The sequence below is a fragment of the Hansschlegelia quercus genome (genome assembly GCF_004310425.1).
GTDB classification, from domain to species: domain Bacteria; phylum Pseudomonadota; class Alphaproteobacteria; order Rhizobiales; family Methylopilaceae; genus Methylopila; species Methylopila quercus.
Genome location: NZ_SIUB01000001.1, coordinates 78,066 through 97,306 on the forward strand (window position 1 = coordinate 78,066; position 19,241 = coordinate 97,306).

The following is a 19,241-nucleotide window of genomic DNA, read 5'->3' on the forward strand; positions in this document are numbered from 1 at the left end:
GCCGGACCTGCCGGACGCCCAAGAACCTTCATCGACAGCCCAGATCACGCGGGGCGCGTCTAGTACGCACCCTCGTTGCACCCGCGCGCCCGAAGTGGCTTGGCGCGGACGTGCGGCTGTATTCGAAAGAACCACACCTTTGACCAAGTTCACCGATCTCGGCCTCGCCGAGCCCATTCTCAAGGCGCTCGCGGCCGATGGCTACGAGACTCCGACCCCGATCCAAGCGCAGGCGATCCCGATCGTGCTCGCCGGCCGCGACCTCATGGGCATCGCCCAGACGGGCACCGGCAAGACGGCCGCCTTTGCGCTGCCGATCATCCAGCAGCTCATCACCCAGCCCCGCATGGCGCCGCGCCGCGGCTGCCGCGTGCTCGTGCTCTCGCCGACCCGTGAGCTCGCAAGCCAGATCGCGGAGAGCTTCCAGTCCTATGCCAAGAACCTGAAGCTCTCGGTCGCCGTCGTGTTCGGCGGCGTGGCCGCCGGCCCGCAGGTCCGCAAGCTCGCCAACGGCGTCGACATCCTCGTCGCGACGCCGGGCCGCCTGCTCGATCATGTCGACGGCAAGATGCTGCGGCTCGACCAGGTCGAGCATTTCGTGCTCGACGAGGCCGACCAAATGCTCGACCTCGGCTTCATCCACGCCATCCGTCGTGTCGTGCCGATGCTGCCGTCGCGCCGCCAGACCCTGTTCTTCTCGGCGACCATGCCGAAGGCGATCAAGGACCTGGCCGACGGCATGCTGACCGAGCCCGCGACGGTCGCCGTAACGCCGGTCGCGAAGACCGCCGACCGCGTCGAGCAGAGCGTCATCTTCGTCGAGCAGGGCGGCAAGCGCGCCGTGCTCACGGAGATCCTCGGCGCCCCCGGCGTCAGCCGCGCGCTGGTCTTCACCCGCACCAAGCACGGCGCCGACAAGGTCGTCCGTCAGCTGAGCGAAGCGAAGATCGAGGCCGCCGCGATCCACGGCAATAAGAGCCAGGCGCAGCGCGAACGCGCGCTTGGCGCCTTCCGCACCGGCCACATCAAGATCCTGGTCGCGACCGACATCGCGGCCCGCGGCATCGACGTCGACGGCGTCAGCCACGTCGTCAACCACGACGTGCCGAACGTGCCGGAATCCTACGTCCACCGCATCGGCCGCACGGCCCGCGCCGGCGCGGCGGGCCTTGCTGTCACGCTGGTCGCGAACGACGAGCGGATGTATCTCCGCGACATCGAGCGGCTCATCAAGCAGTCGATCCCGTCGACCGACCGGCGCTCGGCTGAAGGCAAGCTGGAACCGGAAGGCGACGGCGCGGCTTCGCAGAAGAACCAGAACCGCGGCGGCGGCAGGCCGCAAGGCCAGCAGCCGCGTCGCGACGGCGGCCGGCCCCAGCAGGGCCGTGGCCATCGCCAGAACGGCGGGGGCGGATCCAACGGCAATGGCGAGCAGCGCCGCGCCCATGGCGAAGGCCAGGGTCGGCCGCGTCAGGGCGGCGGCGGCAATGGCGAGATGGGCGGCATGCCGTTCATGCAGGCCAACAAGCCCCGCGCTCCGCGCCGCGACGGCCGTCCGCAGGGCGGCGATCGCCGCGCCAACGACCGCGGCTGATCCCATTCGGATCGATAGCTCAAGGGGCGGCTTCGGCCGCCCCTTTTCGTTTGCGCGCGCCACGGACTAGGGTTCAACGCCGCCGAAGAGCCTCCGATGACCGAACCATTCGAACCAGTCACCGCCGCAATCCTCGTCATCGGCGATGAGGTGCTGTCGGGCCGCACGCGCGACACCAACAGCGGCCATATCGCGACTTATCTCACCGGCCTTGGGATCGACCTCAAGGAGATCCGCGTCGTCTCCGACGACGAGGCCTCGATCGTCGAAGCCGTGAACGCGCTGCGGGCTCGCTACACGTACGTCTTCACGACCGGAGGCATCGGCCCGACCCATGACGACATCACAGCCGACGCGATCGCGATGGCCTTCGGGGTTGGCATCGACCACGACCCACGCGCCGTCGCCATGCTGCGCGAGCGCTTCACCGATCCGGCTGACCTGAACGAGGGCCGCCTGCGGATGGCGCGCATTCCCTTCGGCGCGGAGCTCATCGCGAACCGCATCTCCAAGGCGCCGGGCTTCATCCTGGGCAACGTCATGGTGATGGCCGGCGTGCCCTCGATCATGCAGGCGATGCTCGACGTGGTCGGCCCGACCCTCAAGACCGGTGTGGTCATCGAGAGCGCCACCATCCGCGCGGACGCCAAGGAGGGCGACATCGCGATGCCGCTAGCCGCGGTCCAGAGGGCGCATCCCGGCGTTGCGATCGGCAGCTACCCCTATGTCGACGAGACCGGCTTCAACACCAATCTCGTCCTGCGCTCGCGCGATGGCGAAGCCTTGGCTGCAGCCGCAAGAGCTGTCAAAGCCATGCTCTCAGCGCTGAGGAAATAGAACAACTTTAACGAAACGTGTCGCCCGCGGCACCCAAGTGCGAGCATTTTCGCATAGCTCGTGCGCAAGCTCCCGCATTGCGCCCCAAGCAGGAGATTATACTTTTGGCTTAGACGCAGAAGCGCGTCAGAGCTCAAGGAGAATGCCATGGCCCGCAACATCTATCTGGCGACGGGCCGTCAGATGCCCGTTCTGCGCATGCCGGAGACGCTTCGTCGCGCGATCGACCTCGTGCAGAGCATCGCAGCCGCAGGGCGCGTCGGCGCGGCGGTTCGGGCGCATGCGGCCCCGCGGAAGTTCGACCTCGAGCAGGCCGGCCTCGAGCACGCGGAAGTTTTGACCCGCTATCGCGGGCTCTGAGCGCAACCGCAATGATCGAAGCGCGTCGCTTTCGCGGCGCGCCGTTTTCGTGCGATATCGCGCCACGGGCGGACGTGGCGAAACCGGTAGACGCACGAGACTTAAAATCTTGCGCCGCAAGGCGTGCGGGTTCGAGTCCCGCCGTCCGCACCAGCATTCACGAAAGCTTTAAACCCGGTGGCGCATCGCCGTCTGGCGCTATGTCCCGCCATCGATGGTCGCCCGCCTTATCCGCTGCGCGCTCTGCGCCTCCGCCCTTGCCGTGGCCCCGCCTGCCGCAGCCCAGGGCTTTGGAACTGTAGAGCGTAACCAGACCGCCTACAGCGACGCGTTGCAGGGCCCCGTTACGTTTAACGTCTACCGGCCCGGGGACGACCCGCGGGGGGCGGAGCGCTGGCCGGTTCTCTATCTCCTTGAGGGACGTCCCGGCGACAGCGGGCTCCTCGATCTTGGGGCGGTCAACGAGATCGTCGATCAGGCGGTCGACGAGGGCGCGATCCCGCCAACGCTCGTCGTGATGCCGCAGTCGCCCTACAGCTGGTACGTCGACAACCCCGATCCGGGGGGCGCCGGGATGGTGCGCACGGCGCTGATTCGCGACCTCGTTATCCGACTGCAGCGTGCCGCTCCGGCCGCGCTGTCGCAGGGCTCTCCATGGGGGGCTACGGCGCGCTGTTGTTCGCGATCGACCGCGCAGACGAATTCGTCGCCGCCGCCAGCTTCTCCGGCGCGATCGCGCCGCGGATCCCGACGAACGATCCGGGACGGCTCAAACGAGCGAACGCTTTTTACGACGGGGCTTTCGGCAGGCCGCTATCGCGTGAGCGCTTCAACCAGTGGACGCTGTTTGAACGCCTTCCGGCCCTGCGAAGAGGGCCGAAGCCGGACATCTTCCTCGCAGTCGGCGACCGTGACCGCGGCGGCCTGCTTCAGACGACGACGCGCTTCCACATCGACCTTCTGCGCTTGGGCATAGACAGCACCTTTCGGGTTGGACCCGGCGGCCACGACTGGCCGACATGGCGTGCGAACCTCCTGGATGCGCTGCGCTGGCTTGGGCCTAGGCTCGATCCGACCTGCAGCGAGAACATCGTTGAGACGCATCCAAGTCCTAACTTCGAGCGACCGCGGCAGGCGCCGTGACGTTTTCGCACGTGACGTTCGCTGCAATGCGGCGTTAATGTTTTGTGACAGGCTCCCTGGTGACGGCACGCGCCGCCGGGTCAGCCGCTCCCGGCACTTCGCGAGCGCTCGCCATGTGGTCAGTCCGCGCCTTGGTCGCAGCCTCAACCGCCTGCCTCGTGGCGGCGGTCTATCCGCTCGCAGCCGCGCCCCAGCCGCATACCAGCAGCATCGTGACGCGCGGCCTCAAGGCCCCGAGCGCGGCGCTCGGTAAGTCGATCCGCTACAGCCTCTACAAGCCCGCCGAGGCGCCTCCTCCCGGTCAGCGCTGGCCGGTGCTCTATCTGCTACACGGCGGCGGACCGGGCGAAGCTGACTGGCTGGATGCCGGAGACCTGGCCAAGACGATGGATCGCGCGATCGCCGCGAAGAGGATTCCGCCGACCGTCGTCGTTATGCCGCTGGCCGGCAACAGTTGGTACGTGAACAATCCCGATCCCGGCGGCGAAGGCATGATGGCGACGGCCATCACGCGCGACCTCGTCGATGCGGTCGACTCGAGCCTTCCGACCGCAGCCTGCCGCTCCGGACGCGCGGTCGCGGGGCTGTCGATGGGGGGCTATGGCGCTCTGCTTTACGCGTTCGACCACCCGCGCGAATTCGGTTCAGCGATCAGCCTGTCCGGCAGCATCATCCAGCCGATCAGACCCGAGATGACCAACCGGCTGAAGCGCGCGAAGAATTTCTACGACGGCGCGTTCGGCGCGCCCTTCAAGGTCGGCCGGTTCAACGCCTGGAATCTGTTCCCGCGCGTATCGACGCTCGGTCTTGGCGAGACGCCGAAGCCAGCCGTGTACCTGAACGCCGGCGACAACGACCTCGGCGGCATCATCCAGGGCACGACCGAGTTGCACCTCGCTCTGCTCCGGCGACACGTGGACAGCACGCTCAGGATCGTCGACGGCCGGCACGAATGGGCGCTTTGGCGGCGGGAGCTCGGTCCAGCGCTCGCCTGGCTCGGGCCCCGGCTTGACACGACCTGTGGCGGAGAGCCCGTCGACCGCGTCGCGGCGGCGCCCCAGAAGCAGGCGGACAGCGGAGAGTCGACGACGAAGGTCGAGACGCACTGAAGGGCTGGCGGGCTGCTGCGCTTCGGCCCCCGGACGCCCTCAGAGCTCCAGCGTCTTCTCGAACACTGTGAGGCCGGTCAGGCAATCCTCCATCGCCCTGCGGGCGCGCGGACGCGGACAGTCGAGGGCCTTAGCGACCGTCTCCAGCCGGTGGTTCGGCACGTCTCTGATCCGCGACTGCGCGAAGCGCATGGCGCACACCGTCGTCGGCGGAGCCGTCAGTCCCTCCCGCTCGGCTTCGGCGACAAGGAAGGCGTGGTCGAAGCCGATATTGTAGGCGACCAGAGGATCGTCCCCGACGAAGGCGAAGAAGGCGTCGAGCGCCTCGCGGGCGTCGGGGGCCTCCGCGAACGCTGCGTCGTCGAGGCCCGTCATGGCGCGCACGAAGGCCGGGATGGCTCGGTCAGGCTTCACGAGCGTCTGGAAAGTTTCGAGCTCGCCCGTGTTTCTATCAAAGCGCAGCGCAGCGATCTCGATGATCCGGTCGCGCTTCGGCGTCAGCCCGGTGGTTTCCAGATCGAAGAAGACGTAGGGCGTCTCGCCGGCGGCGATGCTTTCGAGGGGCGTCGACATGGATATGTGGAGTCCGGGGGAATCGGCGGAAACGCTCGCGAAGCTTAGCGCGAAGTTCGCCGCTCGCCGCAACTCTCCTTAGGAGAACCCCAGGCCTGCGCCGAAGTTTCGGTGGACAGCGCCGCTTTTCGGGAGCCTTCAGCCGTGGCATAGCCTCGCGCTTATGTCCCACAACACGTTCGGCCACCTTTTCCGGGTCACCACATTCGGCGAGAGCCACGGACCCGCCATCGGCGCGGTGGTCGACGGCTGTCCGCCGCGCCTCTCCTTTCGGCGCGAGGATGTGCAGGCCGCGCTCGACCGCCGTCGGCCGGGTCAGTCCCGCTTCACGACGCAACGCCGCGAGCCCGACGAGGTCGAGATCCTGTCCGGCGTGATCGAGGCCGAAGACGGGACGCTGACCACGACCGGCACGCCGATCGCGCTCATGATCCGCAACGTCGACCAGCGATCGAAGGATTATTCCAACATCGCCCGGAGCTTCCGACCGGGCCACGCCGACTTCACCTACATCGCAAAATACGGCGTGCGGGACCATCGCGGCGGCGGGCGCTCCTCGGCGCGGGAGACCGCGAGCCGGGTCGCGGCGGGCGCCATCGCATCCCTCGTGATCCCCGGCGTCGAGATCAGCGCGGCGCTTGTCGCGATGGGCGAGATCGAGATCGATCGCGCCCGCTGGGATTGGGAGGAAGTCGACCGCAACCCCTTCTTCTGCCCGGATCCTGTCGCGGCCAAGGAGATGGAAGGCTATCTCGACGGTCTCCGGAAATCCGGCTCCTCGGTCGGCGCGACCATTGAGGTCGTAGCCGAGGGCGTGCCGCCCGGTCTCGGCGCGCCGATTTACGGCAAGCTGGATGCCGAGCTCGCCAGCGCGCTCATGAGCATCAATGCGGTGAAGGGCGTGGAGATCGGCGCAGGCATGGCGGCGTCGCGGCTGACCGGCGAGCAGAACGCCGACGAGATGCGGGTGGGGCCCGATGGCGAGCCGATCTTCCTGTCGAACAACGCGGGCGGCGTGCTGGGCGGCATCGCCACCGGGCAGCCGATCGTGGCGCGCTTTGCGGTCAAACCGACGTCCTCGATCCTGACGCCGAAGCAGTCGCTGAACGAGGCCGGTGAAGAGGTCGATGTCTCGACAAAGGGCCGCCATGATCCCTGCGTCGGCATCCGCGCCGTGCCTGTCGGCGAGGCGATGATGGCGATCGTGCTCGCCGACCAGACGCTCCGCAACCGCGGACAGAACGGCGGCTGATCCTCGATCGCCGGATTTCACTACCCCACAAGGACTTGCGCCAATTTTTGGGCTTGCAATCCAGGACGTGTTCTGGCCCGTATCCACCCTCAGAACGTCAGGGCATCTTGCCAGGGCGTCGATCAACTGATGACCCCGCCGGCGCGGCATGCAGTCCCGCGTCGGCGGTTTTTTATTCGGGCTTCGCCGAAGTCCTATCGAAGAGGTTTCCCGCCACCTCACGGACCGAGGGCGGACGCCGCTCGACGAAGGGCATCGGCCGACAGACCGCGATGGCGGCGAGGCCGACTCGGGCGGTCAGGATTCCGTTGAGCACCCCCTCCCCGAGGCGCGCCGAGATCTTCGCTGCGAGGCCGTGGCCGAGCGCCTGCTCGAGCAAACCGTCGCCGACGCCCATGCCGCCGGTGACCGCGAGATGCGCGCCAACATGCTTGGCGAGCTTGAGGAAGCCGAGCGTGCCCGGCCGGCCGCCATAGATCATGCCGATGCGGCGGATCAGCCGCATCGATTCGATCAGCACCACCGCAAGATCGACCAGCGCCCGCGGCGAAACGGCGGTGACCACCGATACCCGCTTCGAGGCGGCGGCGATCGCCCGCGTCGCTTCGCGGTCGAGTGGCTCCATCAGCTCACGCTCCACGATCCGAAGCCGGTCCGACCCATCGACGATCTCGTCGTCGTTGGAGGCGATGGCCGCGCGCGCCCGAGCGGTTTCGGGCCGCGTGGCGTAGAGCGTCACGACCTCGCTCGTGACCTTGCGCGCCGCCTTGGCGTCGTCGGTCTTGTGGGTCTCTTCCACCGAAGCGCGGAGATCCTCGATCTTGCCGAGCCGCATCAAGGCAAGCGCTTCGCGCATCACGATCGCAAGCGCCGCCAAGCCCGCAAGCGCGGCGAGGCCGAGCGCGATCCAGCCGAGCCAGTCGGAGCGGGCGAACAGATCCTCCACCACCCGCGTCGCCCAGAGGCCGACGGCCATGGAGCCGAGCGCGCCGAGCGCGCCCCAGAACAGGCCGCCTAGAGTCAGTTTCTTCCGGCGCGGCTTGACGGGAATGGCCGCGGGCTCGGCTTCGAACGGGTCCGGATCAGCCGTCAGCACGACGCCGCCCCGGACGGTCGAGGTCGCCTCGTCGGGACGAGCGAGCGTGACCGCGGGATCGTTCAGCCGGAAGGCCGCAGGCCGGCGTGGGCTTTGCGTCTGTTCATTCACGCCAGCGCGTCTCCGATCAGGAATTCCAGCGTGCGGTCCAGCCGGATATGGGGCAGTTGCGCCGGACCGCCCGCGGCGACGATCTTTGGCGGGCGGAACTTCACGAAGCGGATGTCGCCGTCGGCCTCGCTCACGGTGCGCCCGCGATAGCCGCCGCTTCGAAGCGCGACTTCGGGATCGGTCGGCAGGTCGCCGGGGAACACCGCGATCTCCTCCTCGCCATCGAAATGCTGCCCTCCGGAGCCTTCGCCCACCTCGGGCACGCCGACGATGACCGGAAGTTCGTCCCTGCCCTGCCGGACCGTCGCCTCGCGGGTCGCGCGCACCGCGGCGAGCGCGACGACATCGACGGTCGCGCCGCCGAACTCCGCGCGTTCGATCGCGCGCCCGACCAGACGCCGCAGAATTGCTTCCAGCCGGTCATGGCTGGTGTGATGAAGGTGATCGGCCTTGGTGGCGGCGAACAGCAGCCGGTCGACGCGCGGCCGGAACAGGCTCGACAGCCATGAGTTCTGGCCGTGACGAAACGCCTGCAGCACGTCGGAGAGCGCAGTCTCGAGATCGGCCACCGCCTCCGGTCCGGCGTTCAGCGCCGCGAGCGCGTCCACCAGGACGACCTGGCGATCGAGCCTCGAGAAGTGGTCGCGGAAGAACGGCTTCACGATATGGCTGCGATAGGCCTCGTAGCGCCGCTCCATCATCGCCCAGATCGAGCCCGACGGCGCGTCGCCCTCCGCCGGCAGCGCGAGCGGGGCGAAGGTCAGCGCGGGACTACCCTCCATATCGCCCGGCATCAGGAAGCGCCCCGGCGGCAGCGTCGAGAGCGCGACGCGGTCGGCGCGGCCGGCGCGGAGATAGGCGGTGAAGCGGGCTGCCGCTTCACGCGCGACGCTTTCGTTCTCCTTCGCGAGCGGGTCCACCGTCGCGAGATGGGCTCGCCAGGGCTCGGCGATCGGCGCTCGCGTCGTCCCGTTGGAGGTCTCGACCGTGCGGCGCGACCAGGTGCGGAAATCCTGGCTGAGCAGCGCGAGATCGAGCAGCCATTCGCCGGGATAGTCGACGATGTCGAGGGTCAGCTTGCGGCCGGGCCGCGAGCTGGAGAAGAAGCCGCGGCTTTCGAAGTCCACGACAACGCGGAGCTCGGAGATGCGGTTGGTGGATTCGGGCCAAGCGCGATCGGAAGCGAGCAGCGCGCCGAGATGGCGTTCGACCTCGAAGCGCGGCACCGCGTCGTCCGGCTGCGGCGCGAGCCTGGCGCCCGCCACCCTGCCCTGCGCATAGGCGCGGAACGCCGGCAGCCGTCCGCCGCTTGTCAGCGCCTGGACGAGCGCGGTCAGAAATACCGTCTTCCCGGCGCGAGAGAGACCTGTCACGCCCAGACGGATAGTAGGATCGAGCGCGCCGGCCGCGGCGTCCGCCAGGCTGCGCGCGACGATCCGGGCTTCGTCGAGCCAGCTTTCGAGGCTCATTGCGCCCCGATCCCGAGACCACGCGGCGTGACGAACCGGTCGAGCCTCCCCCCGCCGGGCTTGAGGGCGGACCAGTCGTCGATGGGGAAGTCGAAAACGGCGATGGCCGCGGTCGGAAACTTCTCCGAAAGTAAACGCCGCGCCTCCGGATCGCCTTTCGTCGCAAGTACTTTTGCCAACTGTTCCAAACCGGGATTGTGGCCCACGATCATCAGTGTCTGGACAGATCTGTCCACGCTCTTCACCAGCGTGAGGAGTGTTTTGGGGGACGATTCGTAGATGTCCGCTTCGAACCGCTCAGGCGGCGATGGCGAAAACGCTTTGGCGGCGAGCGCCCAAGTCTCGCGCGTCCGCTGGGCGGTCGAGCAGAGCGTCAGGTCCGGGCGGAAGCCGCGCCCGGCGAGCCACGCGCCCATGGGGGGCGCAGCCCGGCGGCCGCGCGTCGCGAGCGCCCGGTCATGGTCGTCGACGTCGCCCTCCGGCCAATCGGATTTCGCGTGGCGGAACAGGATCAGTCGGCGCATGGGACTCCCGCAAGACGGTCGCGCGAGCGGCCGCTGCGCGACGCTGGAGATGGTGAGCGAATCCTTGCTTCTCAACCATGTTTCTTCACCGCCCGCTAACCCTTGCGGGGCGACCGTCATTGTGCAGCGCAGTGAACGGCTGATGAACGGTCAGTTGCTCAAGGGTTCAAACAACTGGGCGCAATCTGGAAGGCGTTGCGAATTGGCCACGGCGCACCGAAAGAAAAAGACCGTAGCGAATGTTGAACCATTGACGCCGCAATCTCGACATGACGGTCGAGCTAAACACGAGGAGTCGTCCCGCAGCGTGACTCTAAAGCGGGATCGGAGCGTGAAGTCACAATGAGCATCATGGAACAATACGAACAACGTGCGAGCAGCGCCTTCGCTTCGGCGATCGATGTCGTGCACCTCAACCGCCAGACGATGGGCGACCGCAACCTCGAGCACGAGGTGCTGGAGCTGTTTCGCCGTCAGGCGCGCGTCCTCCTTTTCCGGTTCGAGGCGCTGACCAGCCCCTCCGAACGCGCGGACGTGGCCCACACGCTGAAGGGCTCGGCCCGCGGCGTCGGCGCCAATCGCGTCGCCTTCGCCGCCGACGAACTGGAGCGCTCCGCCAAGTCTGGCGAGCCGACCGGTCGGGCGCTTGCGGAGCTCGCGGAAGCGGTGGCCGAGGTGACCTCGGCGATCGAGCTGCGGTTCGGCCTCGACCACTGATCGATCGACACAATTCGCGACTGACGCGGACGCGCCGCCAACTGGCGCGTTCTTCAAAAACGCTCTAAAGAGCCCGCCCGAGGCGGCGCGCGTTTGCCCGCGCGCCTCACATCCGGCGAGCGGCTCATGGCGAAGATCACCTTCATCAATCAGTCCGGCGAGAAGCGCACGGTTGAGGCTCCTGACGGATCGTCCGTAATGGAAGCCGCCGTACGCAACGACGTCCCCGGCATCGACGCCGATTGCGGCGGCGCCTGCTCGTGCGCGACCTGCCACGTCTATGTCGACGAAGCCTGGGTCGAAGCCGTTGGCGGACCGGAGCCGATGGAGGAGGACATGCTGGACTTCGCCTACGACGTCCGCCCGAACAGCCGGCTATCCTGCCAGATCGCCATTCGGCCCGAACTCGACGGGCTCGTCGTCCAGACTCCCGAACGCCAGGGTTAAGGATTGGGGCCTTCTCCCCAACCTCACTGCTTCTCCTCGCATGTCCGCCGGCCCTAGACGATCATGGCTTGGGCGCGCTCTTTGAGAAGATGGTGAACAAGGCGTTAACGACGTTTGCTAATCAAGTGATTCCACGGTTCTCTAGCGGCAGGATCGTCGCTAGCATCGCATCGCGTGATAAGGCATCCCGAAGGCGACGCGGCGCCAACGGGATGACGGTGCGATCGCTGGGCGAATTCGTAGGTCTGTCAGGCGCTTGGTGCGTATTCCAAGATCTGACGCAAGACCTTCGGGCTCGCTCTGTGCGACCGATGGGTAAAGCGTACGGGCGAGGCGGTGAAATGGCGAACGTCAACAAGGCGAAGGATCCGGCCGAGGCCGCCCTTTCCGCGATCGAAGAGGCTCTGAGCCTCATGGCGCCGGGGGCGGACGCCACGGTCGAGCAGGCGAAGCCGGTTCCGATCCCGCAGAATCCCGCGGCGCGTCCCGAGCCGCCTCTTACCCCGCCCGCAGAACGCCCCGCCCCTTCGCTCGATCGCAACCGCCGCGCTCCGGCGAACGACGACGCCCGCTCCTTCGCCCACATCGTCTACGCCCTCCAGCGCAAGCCCTCCAAAACCCCGTTCATCCTCGCGGCCATCGCCTCGGTCGCCTGGCTCGTCCTCGGGGCGGTCTATCTGTTCGGCGTGCTCGGCTTTGGCCGCGGCGGGCTCGACCTCGCCGAGCCGGCTTCGCAAGCTCAGCTCGCGGCCGTCGTCGGCGGCATGATTGCGCCCGTCGTGTTCTTCTTCGTGCTGGCCATGATGTCGTGGCGCGCGCAGGAGATGCGGCTCGTCGCCCGCTCCATGACCGAGGTCGCGCTGCGCCTCGCGGAGCCAGACGCTTCCTCCGCTGATGCGGTGTCGTCGCTCGGTCAGGCGGTTCGCCGCGAAGTTGCTGCGATGGGCGATGGCGTCGAGCGCGCGGTCGCCCGCGCGAGCGATCTGGAATCCATGGTGCGCGGCGAGGTTTCCGCGCTCGAACGCTCGTTCCATGAGAACGAGGTCCGCGTCGGCAAGCTGATCGCCGAGATCCAGGCGCAGCGCGACGGCATCGACGGCAACGCGCAGCAGCTTCGCGACACCATCGCTGGCGCCCACGACCTTCTGGCGCGTGACCTCAACGCGGCCGCCGTGCTTCTCGCCTCGAACGTCACCGAATCCGGCGAGCGCGCGGCCTCCGACCTGAACGAGAAGAGCAACGAGATCGCACAGGCCATCCAGCGCGCCGGCGAGAACATGCTGGCCGCGATCGGCGGCCGCGGCGCCGAGATGATCGAGCGCCTCGCGACCAGCGGCGGCGACGTCGCGCGCGACATCGATGAAACCGGCCGCAAGCTCGCCGACCTGCTCGTCGAGCGTTCGGAAGCCTCCCGCCGGGCGCTCGAGAGCTCCGGCGGCTACATCGTCGACGCGCTCGAGGAGCGCACCAACCTGCTGACCGAAAGGCTTGCTGCGGCGAGCACGGAATTCGAGCAGCGCCTTTCCGCCACCGCGACTGAGGCGACGCTGACGCTGAGCTCGCGCGGCGACGACGTCGTCGGAAGCCTCGACCGCCTCGGTTCGGACATTACCGAGCGGCTCGCTCGCAAGTCCGACGAGATCGTGGCGGCGCTTCATCGCACCGGCTCGGATCTGACCGAATCCTTCTCCGCGCGCGCAGGCGCCGTGACGGACTCGCTCGCCGCGACGCGTAGCGATTTCCACCGCGTCCTCGACGTCCGCTCGGGCGAGATTCTCGAGACGATCGGGCGCCGTTCGCACGAGGTGACCGAAGCGCTTGGCGAGGCCGGCGCGCGGTTCGACGGTGTGATCGAGTCCCGCAGCCGCGAGATCATCGACGCGCTCGATGCGCGCAGTGTGGAGCTGCCGAGCCGGCTCAGCGAGAGCGTGGCCGACGTGACCGAGGCCTTCGCCGCCCGCGGCGATGATGTTATCGAACGCTTCTCTGCGAACGCTTCGCGTCTGTCGGGCGAGTTCGCCGCCCGCGGAGCCCTGTTTACGGACAGCCTCGAGCGCGCAGGCCTGGTGCTCACCGAAGGCTTCGGCGATCACGCCGAAGGCATCGTCGCCGCCATCTCCGCGCGGGCCGAGGCCGCCGCTCTCTCGCTCCGCGACGTCGGCGGCAGCGTCGAGACCACGATTTCGGAGCGCGCTGAGGAAATCGGCGCGACGCTGCGCGACGCGGGCGAGCGCGCCGCGGAGCTGTTCGGCTCCCATGGCGCCGCAATTTCGGATCGTCTCGACGCCAACGCCCGGACGCTGGTCGACGAGGTTTCCGCGCGGAGCGAGGACCTGTCGGAGCGCATCGTCGAGGCGAGCGCCCGTATTCACGAGGCCATCGTCTCCAAGGGCGGCGATCTCGCGCAGCAGTTCCGCGAGGACGGCGAGCGTATCGCCGGCCTGCTCGAGGCGCGCGGCGACGACGTCGCCGGCCGGATCAGCAGCGCGGCCGACCGGGTGCACGACGCGATCGTGGTGCGCAGCGAAGTGGCCGAGCAGACGCTCGACGAAGCCGGCCGCCGCATCGCCGCGACCATCGACGGCCGCGCCGGCGAGGCGCGCGAGCAGATCGAGACCGCCGGCGTCACCATCGCCGACGTGCTGGCCGAGCGTAGCGCCATCTTCATCAACACGCTGGGCGACGCCGCCGAGCGTATCCATGACGTCGTCGTGGTCCGCGGCGGCGACCTCGAGGATCGCCTGAAGGCGAGCGGCGACCGCATCGGCGTGACGATCGACGAGCGCGCCGCCGGGGCGCAGGCGGCGCTTGAAGCCGCGACCCGCCGCCTCGACGAGGGTATGGTCGAGAAGCTCCGGGAGTTCGAGGGACGTCTGGCCTCCACCAGCGACACCGTGTCGGAGCTGATCTCCGACCGCGGCGGCCAGCTCACCATGACGCTGGCGGATACCGCCGAGCGGATCCACGACACGATCGTGGTCCGCGGCGGCGACCTCCAGGAGCGCCTCGCGTCGGTCGAAGACCGCATCGTGGCCGCGGTCGCGGAGCGTTCGCAGGCGGCCGAACTCGCTTTCGCCGAAGCCGACGAGCGGACCGCCGCTGCGCTCGAGGAGCGCATCAAGACCTTTGAGGCGCGCTTCGACGCCGCCGGCACGTCGCTCGGGGACCGCCTCACCGGCGAAATCGTCCTTGCCGAGCGCATGCTCAATGAAGCCGCGAATCATGTCGCGATCCGTCTTGAGGAGGGCGCGGCCGGCGCCCGCGGAACGCTCGAGGAATCGGTCGTCATCTTCGGCGGCCTGATGAACAACCGCGTCGACGCCATTCGCGAGCAGCTCGATCGGATCGTCGGCGAGATCGAGGATTCGGTCGCGCAGCGCGGCGAACGGGTCGGCGAGGCGCTGACGAACGCGGCGAGCGCCTTCAGCGACGCCATCGCCGCGCGCGGCGGCGCGCTCAGCGACCAGCTCTCCATGCAGCTTGCGGGCTTCGACGAGACGCTCTCCACCAACGGCCCGGCGCTCGTCGAGCGCCTTTCGACCGAGAGCAGCCGCTTCGCGGACGTGCTCGCCGAGCGCGTCGCCCAGGTCGAACGCCGCCTCGCCACGGAGACCGACAAGGTCGCCGTGTCCCTCGACCAGCGCATCGAAGCGGTCGCCGACACGCTCGCCCACTTCGACCAAGCGGCCAGCGGGCATGTCGAAAAGCTCGACGACCGCGTGGCGCAGGTGGCCGACGAGATCGGCCAGCGCCTCGGCGCCATCGACGAGGTCACCCGCAGCCAGGCGGAAGCCCTCGACGAGCGAATCTCCCGCCTCGACCGCGAGGTCGCCGATCGCATCAGCGCGCTCGACGCCTCGGCCCGCGATCATGTCGGCGCGATCGCGTCGAGCGCGGAACGTCTTTCTGCGGACGTTGCGGCCCGGCTCGCCGGTTTCGAGGAAACGTCGCAGGCTCACGTCGAATCGCTCGATCGCGGCGCCGAGCGCGTCGCATCGGAGATCGCAGCGAAGGTCGCCGAGTTCGATCGCGTGGCCCGCGAGCATGCGGACTCTCTCGACCAGCGCGCCGGCCGTGTCGGCGCCGAGCTCGCAGCCAAGATCGACTCGTTCGACGAAGTCGCCCGTCAGCAGGCGGAAGGCTTCGACGAGCGCATCGAGCGTGTCGGCGAGACCATCACGGCGCGGATCGGCGCCTTTGAGGAAGCCGCCTACGCCCATGTCGGCGCGATCGACAGCGGCGCGGACCGCGTGGTTCACGAGATCGCCAACAAGATCGCGACCTTCGACGCCGCTGCGCGTTCGCACGCCGCGACGCTCGACGATCGGGTCGAGCGGGTCGGCGAGACGATCGTGGCTCGGATGGGCTCCTTCGAGGACAGGGTCGCGACCATCGACGACCAGATCATCCGCCTCGACGGAGCGTTTGCCCAGCGCGTCGCATCGCTCGACACCAAGGTCGGCGACATCGACGAGACGGTCGGCGCTCATATCGGCAAGATCGACATCAAGATCTCGACGCTCGACCGCATCATCGGCGAGCGGCTCGGCGCCTTCGACAACCGCGTCTCGGCGCTCGACAGCGCACTCGGCGCGCGCTTCGACACCTTCTCTTCGCGCATCGGCGCGCTGGACGGCGCGCTCGACGAGCGGATCGCGGCTCTCGCCGATCGCGCGGGCGCCGTCGGCTCGGCGGTGGCGGAGAGCTTCGCCGGCTTCGACGACAGCGCGGACCGGCTCACCGCCGCCGTCGCCGCGCATCTCGCGCAGTTCGACGCCAAAGCGGCCGACCTCGAGCGCGGCATCGCGTCCCGCGCCGACACGTTCACGTCCCGCGCGGGCGATCTCGACGCGCTGCTCGCGAGCCGCTTCGCTTCGTTCGACGACCAGATGTCGACCCGGATGGGCGATCTCGCGCTCTCGCTCGAGAGCCGCATCACGCGGATCGACGACGGCCTGAGCTCGCGCACCCGCACGCTGAACGAGACGCTGGCCCAGCGCACGCTGGAGCTCGCCCGCACGCTCGGCGAAGGCTCCACCGGCGTCGCATCCGCCCTCGCCCAGCGCGCGGCGGAGTTCGCCGCTACGCTGTCGGCCCGAACCGACGAGTTGGTCGCGTCCTTCGACGGCAAGGCCGAGGCGGTGAACCGCGCTCTTGGCTCCAAGGCGATCGAGGTGGCGGACACGCTCGACACCCGCATCGCCCGCTTCGAGATGACCGTGCTCGGTCGCCTCGACTCGGTCTCCGCCTCGCTCGACGAGCGCGGCGAGAATGTCGCTGATCGCATCGCCGGCCGCGTCGAAGGCGTGGCGCAGGCGATGGGCGACGCTTCGTCCCGCGTCGAGGCGGAGCTCGCCAGGCTTGCGAGCGACACCGCGGAAGCGCTCAACGCCCAGATCGGCGAACTCGCCCATACGATCGACCGCAACGGCGCCGGCCTGCTCGAGCGGCTCGGCCGCCAGGGCGGCGAGGTCACACGCGAGCTCGCGAATGTCGGCGAGGACGTGGCCGCCAAGTTCGACGAACGCGCCTCCGCGCTTGTCGAACTCATCGGGGCACGCGGCGAGACGCTGCGCGAGACCATCGACGCGCTGAACGGCGACCTTGTCGCGACCTTCGAGACGCGCGGCGCTTCCGCCGTGGCGAACCTCAACCAGGTCTCCGACCGCCTGCGCCTGACGGCCCAGCGGCTCGGCGAGACGATGGGCGCGGAGACCACCAAGGCGATCGAGCAGCTCGACGAGTCGAGCGGCAAGCTGCAGGAGGCCGTCACCGAGGCGACCTCGTCGCTCGCCCGCACCATCTCCCGGGAGAGCAAGCGCGCCGTCGCCGAGCTCACGGAAACGCAGAGCGCGCTCACGGCCGAGCTTCTGGACGCCCTCTCGCGTCTCTCGGACGCCAACGGCGCGCTGCAGGGCTTGCTGGACAGCGCGACGCGCAAGCTCGGCGCGGTCGAAACCGACCTCAGCGGACGCGTCAACGCGTTCGAGGAGATCATGGCCGACATCGCCGAGACCACTACGAGGACCGGCGAGCGTGTCGGCGGCCAGGTGGCGTCGCTGCGCGACATCTCGGCCGGCGTGCTCGACCGGGTCGGCGAAGTCTCCCGTCAGCTCGAAGGACAGCAGCACGCCCTCGCCCGCGTTGCGGAGCATCTCGACAATACACAGGGGCGTCTTGCAGGCGCACTCGAAGAGCGCCGCACCGCGCTCGACGCGCTGGGCGTCAATCTTGGCCAGAAGGCGCGCGAGCTGACATCGTCGCTCGAGAGCTTCTCGGCCTCGATCGACGCTTCGCTTTCGAAGTCCGAGCAGCGGGCAAGCCGCGTCGCCGAAGGCCTTGCCGCCCAGGTCGGCGCGACCACCCAGTCGATCGCGTCGGAGTTCGAGAAGGTCCGCCACACCAGCGAGGCCGAGCGCCAGCGCACCTCGAGCGCCCTGAAGGCGGTCAATGAGGAGGCGTCCCGCGAGATCGGCCGCATGCTCACCGACGCGAGCTCGCGCTTCAATGAGGTCGCCCGCGAGATGCGGACGATGACGGCATCGATCCAGAGCGAGCTCGACCAGACGCGCGAGCAGCTGCGTCGGGGCGTACTCGAAATGCCGAAGGAAGCCGAGCACAGCGCGGGCGAGCTGCGCCGCGTGGTCGCCGACCAGATCAAGGCGCTGACGGCGCTGGGCGAGATCGCAGCGCGCCACGGCGCAGGCCTCGACGTGGCGGAGGCCGGCCAGCGCGCCGTCCGCGCCCAGGCGCTCGCCGCTCCGCGCACGGCGACGGTTAGCGAGCCCGTGCGGACGCAGACCCCGCCCGCTCCGCGTCCGGCTCCAGCCCGGCCCGCGCCGGCGCCCGCCGCGGCCCTGCCCTCGGCTTCCGCTCCCGCTTCGCTCGGCGACGACGAAGGCGGCAGCTGGATCTCGGGCCTGCTCGCCCGCGCCTCACGCGACGAGGAGCCCCGCAGCGACGCCAACGCCGCGTCGCAGTCGCTGGAGACGCTCGACACGCTGTCGATCGACATCACGCGGATGATCGACGACAAGGCCGTCGCCGAGCTTTGGGACCGCTACCGCCGCGGCGAGCGCGACGTCTTCACGCGCCGGCTCTACACGCTGCAGGGCCAGCAGACCTTCGAGGACATCCGACGTAAATACGCAGCCGATCCGGACTTCCGGACCACCGTCGACCGCTATGTCGACGAGTTCGAGAAGCTCATTGAGGAGGTCGCGGGCGACGATCCGAACGAGGCGATGACGCAAACCTACCTGACCTCGGACACCGGCAAGGTCTACACCATGCTGGCGCACGCCTCGGGTAAGTTCGGCAAGGTCTGAGCGTTCGACCTGAGCAACACTGCAGGCGGCGGGTTCGGGACAGTCCTGAGCCCGCCGCTTTTGTTATGCGGCTCGGACGCGCCTCTAGGCTTGGCGACAGCGCGTGGGAAAGGCTGCCGTGGCTCAGAGCGCGCGTCGCGGTGAGTGACCGGCTAGTGCGCCGTCGACCAGATCGAGCCGTTGGGGGCCTCGGAAAGCGCCGCCCGCGTCAGAACATGCCGTTCGGATTGGCCGAGGCCTCGGGTAGCGCCTGAAGCACGTCCCAGTGCTCGACGATCTTGCCCGCGCCATCCAATCGGAAGATGTCGATGGCCGCATAGTCCTGGTCGCCCGGCCAATGCTGGAGGCAATGGAGGGTCACCAGATCGCCTTCGGCGATCGCCCGCTTCACCTCGACCCGCTTGCCAGGCCATTCGCGCGCCATGCGCTCGAAATACCCGATGAAGCCGTCCTTGCCGCTCGCGACATGCGGATTGTGCTGGATGTACTCGTCGCCGGCATAAAGCTCGATCGCCTCGCGCGGCCGGCAGTCGTTGAACATCAGCTCATAGAAGGCGATCACGTTCGCCTTGTTCTGCGCGGTGTCGGTCATGTCAGCGCCCTAAGCGGCTATGGCGGCCAGGATAAACGGAGGAGCGAGATCGGGGCCAGCAGCGTCGCTCGCCGGGCATTTCGCAGCGA

At 68.6% G+C, this 19,241-nt stretch carries 14 protein-coding genes, 1 tRNA gene and 1 pseudogene; 11 read left to right on the top strand and 5 right to left on the bottom strand.

The genetic code is table 11. The features are described 5' to 3' along the window. The first annotated feature begins 139 nt into the window (after window positions 1-139). The 7 genes and pseudogenes from EYR15_RS00340 to EYR15_RS00365 all read left to right on the top strand — a co-directional run bounded on the left by EYR15_RS00340 (window position 140) and on the right by EYR15_RS00365 (window position 5,043). A complete protein-coding gene (locus EYR15_RS00340; protein WP_131000916.1) occupies window positions 140-1,594 on the top strand; it encodes a DEAD/DEAH box helicase in 1,455 nt (484 codons plus the stop codon). Window positions 1,595-1,690: 96 nt separating this feature from the next. Further along, window positions 1,691-2,431: a competence/damage-inducible protein A gene (locus EYR15_RS00345; protein WP_131000917.1), complete on the top strand. Its 741-nt coding sequence runs from the start codon at window positions 1,691-1,693 to the stop codon at window positions 2,429-2,431. 147 nt (window positions 2,432-2,578) lie between these two features. Beyond that, window positions 2,579-2,791 (top strand): hypothetical protein, encoded by a 213-nt coding sequence (locus tag EYR15_RS00350; RefSeq protein WP_131000918.1) that lies wholly within the window; start codon window positions 2,579-2,581, stop codon window positions 2,789-2,791. 68 nt (window positions 2,792-2,859) lie between these two features. Continuing rightward, window positions 2,860-2,944, top strand: a tRNA-Leu gene (locus tag EYR15_RS00355). Window positions 2,945-3,005: 61 nt separating this feature from the next. Beyond that, window positions 3,006-3,278, top strand: a pseudogene (locus EYR15_RS17235) (alpha/beta hydrolase); the annotation flags it as partial. Between the two features lie 167 nt (window positions 3,279-3,445). Continuing rightward, window positions 3,446-3,934, top strand: a complete 489-nt coding sequence (locus EYR15_RS17240; RefSeq protein WP_280986903.1) for an alpha/beta hydrolase — start codon at window positions 3,446-3,448, stop codon at window positions 3,932-3,934. A gap of 113 nt (window positions 3,935-4,047) precedes the next feature. Then, a complete protein-coding gene (locus EYR15_RS00365) occupies window positions 4,048-5,043 on the top strand; it encodes an alpha/beta hydrolase (RefSeq protein ID WP_131000919.1) in 996 nt (331 codons plus the stop codon). A 39-nt stretch (window positions 5,044-5,082) separates the two neighbouring features. On the opposite strand, the gene EYR15_RS00370 is transcribed toward EYR15_RS00365, so the two are convergent. Then, a complete protein-coding gene (locus tag EYR15_RS00370) occupies window positions 5,083-5,616 on the bottom strand; it encodes a 3'-5' exonuclease (RefSeq protein WP_131000920.1) in 534 nt (177 codons plus the stop codon). 163 nt (window positions 5,617-5,779) lie between these two features. Here EYR15_RS00370 and aroC point away from each other — a divergent pair, with 163 nt between their 5' ends. Then, window positions 5,780-6,868 (top strand): chorismate synthase, encoded by a 1,089-nt coding sequence (aroC, locus tag EYR15_RS00375; RefSeq protein WP_131000921.1) that lies wholly within the window; start codon window positions 5,780-5,782, stop codon window positions 6,866-6,868. A gap of 172 nt (window positions 6,869-7,040) precedes the next feature. Here aroC and EYR15_RS00380 read toward each other — a convergent pair whose 3' ends face one another. The 3 genes from EYR15_RS00380 to EYR15_RS00390 are packed head-to-tail and all read right to left on the bottom strand — an operon-like array spanning window position 7,041 to window position 10,188. Further along, window positions 7,041-8,075 carry a YcjF family protein gene (locus tag EYR15_RS00380; RefSeq protein ID WP_131000922.1) on the bottom strand — a complete coding sequence of 345 codons (1,035 nt, stop codon included), beginning with the start codon at window positions 8,073-8,075 and terminating at the stop codon, window positions 7,041-7,043. Continuing rightward, window positions 8,072-9,544 carry a YcjX family GTP-binding protein gene (locus EYR15_RS00385; protein ID WP_131000923.1) on the bottom strand — a complete coding sequence of 491 codons (1,473 nt, stop codon included), beginning with the start codon at window positions 9,542-9,544 and terminating at the stop codon, window positions 8,072-8,074. The genes EYR15_RS00380 and EYR15_RS00385 overlap by 4 nt, the downstream gene beginning before the upstream one ends. Next, complete coding sequence (locus EYR15_RS00390) at window positions 9,541-10,188, bottom strand: SixA phosphatase family protein (protein ID WP_382237916.1); 648 nt, start codon at window positions 10,186-10,188, stop codon at window positions 9,541-9,543. Before EYR15_RS00390 ends, EYR15_RS00385 begins: the two co-directional genes overlap by 4 nt. A 222-nt stretch (window positions 10,189-10,410) precedes the next feature. Here EYR15_RS00390 and EYR15_RS00395 point away from each other — a divergent pair, with 222 nt between their 5' ends. The 3 genes from EYR15_RS00395 to EYR15_RS00405 all read left to right on the top strand — a co-directional run bounded on the left by EYR15_RS00395 (window position 10,411) and on the right by EYR15_RS00405 (window position 18,560). Next, the gene (locus tag EYR15_RS00395) at window positions 10,411-10,785 is read left to right on the top strand and encodes an Hpt domain-containing protein (protein ID WP_245498073.1); all 375 of its coding nucleotides are present in this window, start codon (window positions 10,411-10,413) and stop codon (window positions 10,783-10,785) included. Window positions 10,786-10,911: 126 nt separating this feature from the next. Continuing rightward, window positions 10,912-11,232, top strand: coding sequence for a 2Fe-2S iron-sulfur cluster-binding protein (locus EYR15_RS00400; RefSeq protein ID WP_131000924.1), 321 nt, complete (start codon window positions 10,912-10,914; stop codon window positions 11,230-11,232). Between the two features lie 341 nt (window positions 11,233-11,573). After that, on the top strand, window positions 11,574-18,560 hold the full coding sequence (locus EYR15_RS00405; protein WP_165455379.1) for an apolipoprotein A-IV repeat region-like domain-containing protein: 6,987 nt from the start codon (window positions 11,574-11,576) through the stop codon (window positions 18,558-18,560). A gap of 208 nt (window positions 18,561-18,768) precedes the next feature. Here EYR15_RS00405 and EYR15_RS00410 read toward each other — a convergent pair whose 3' ends face one another. After that, window positions 18,769-19,152, bottom strand: coding sequence for a nuclear transport factor 2 family protein (locus tag EYR15_RS00410; RefSeq protein WP_131000926.1), 384 nt, complete (start codon window positions 19,150-19,152; stop codon window positions 18,769-18,771). Window positions 19,153-19,241: the final 89 nt, after the last annotated feature.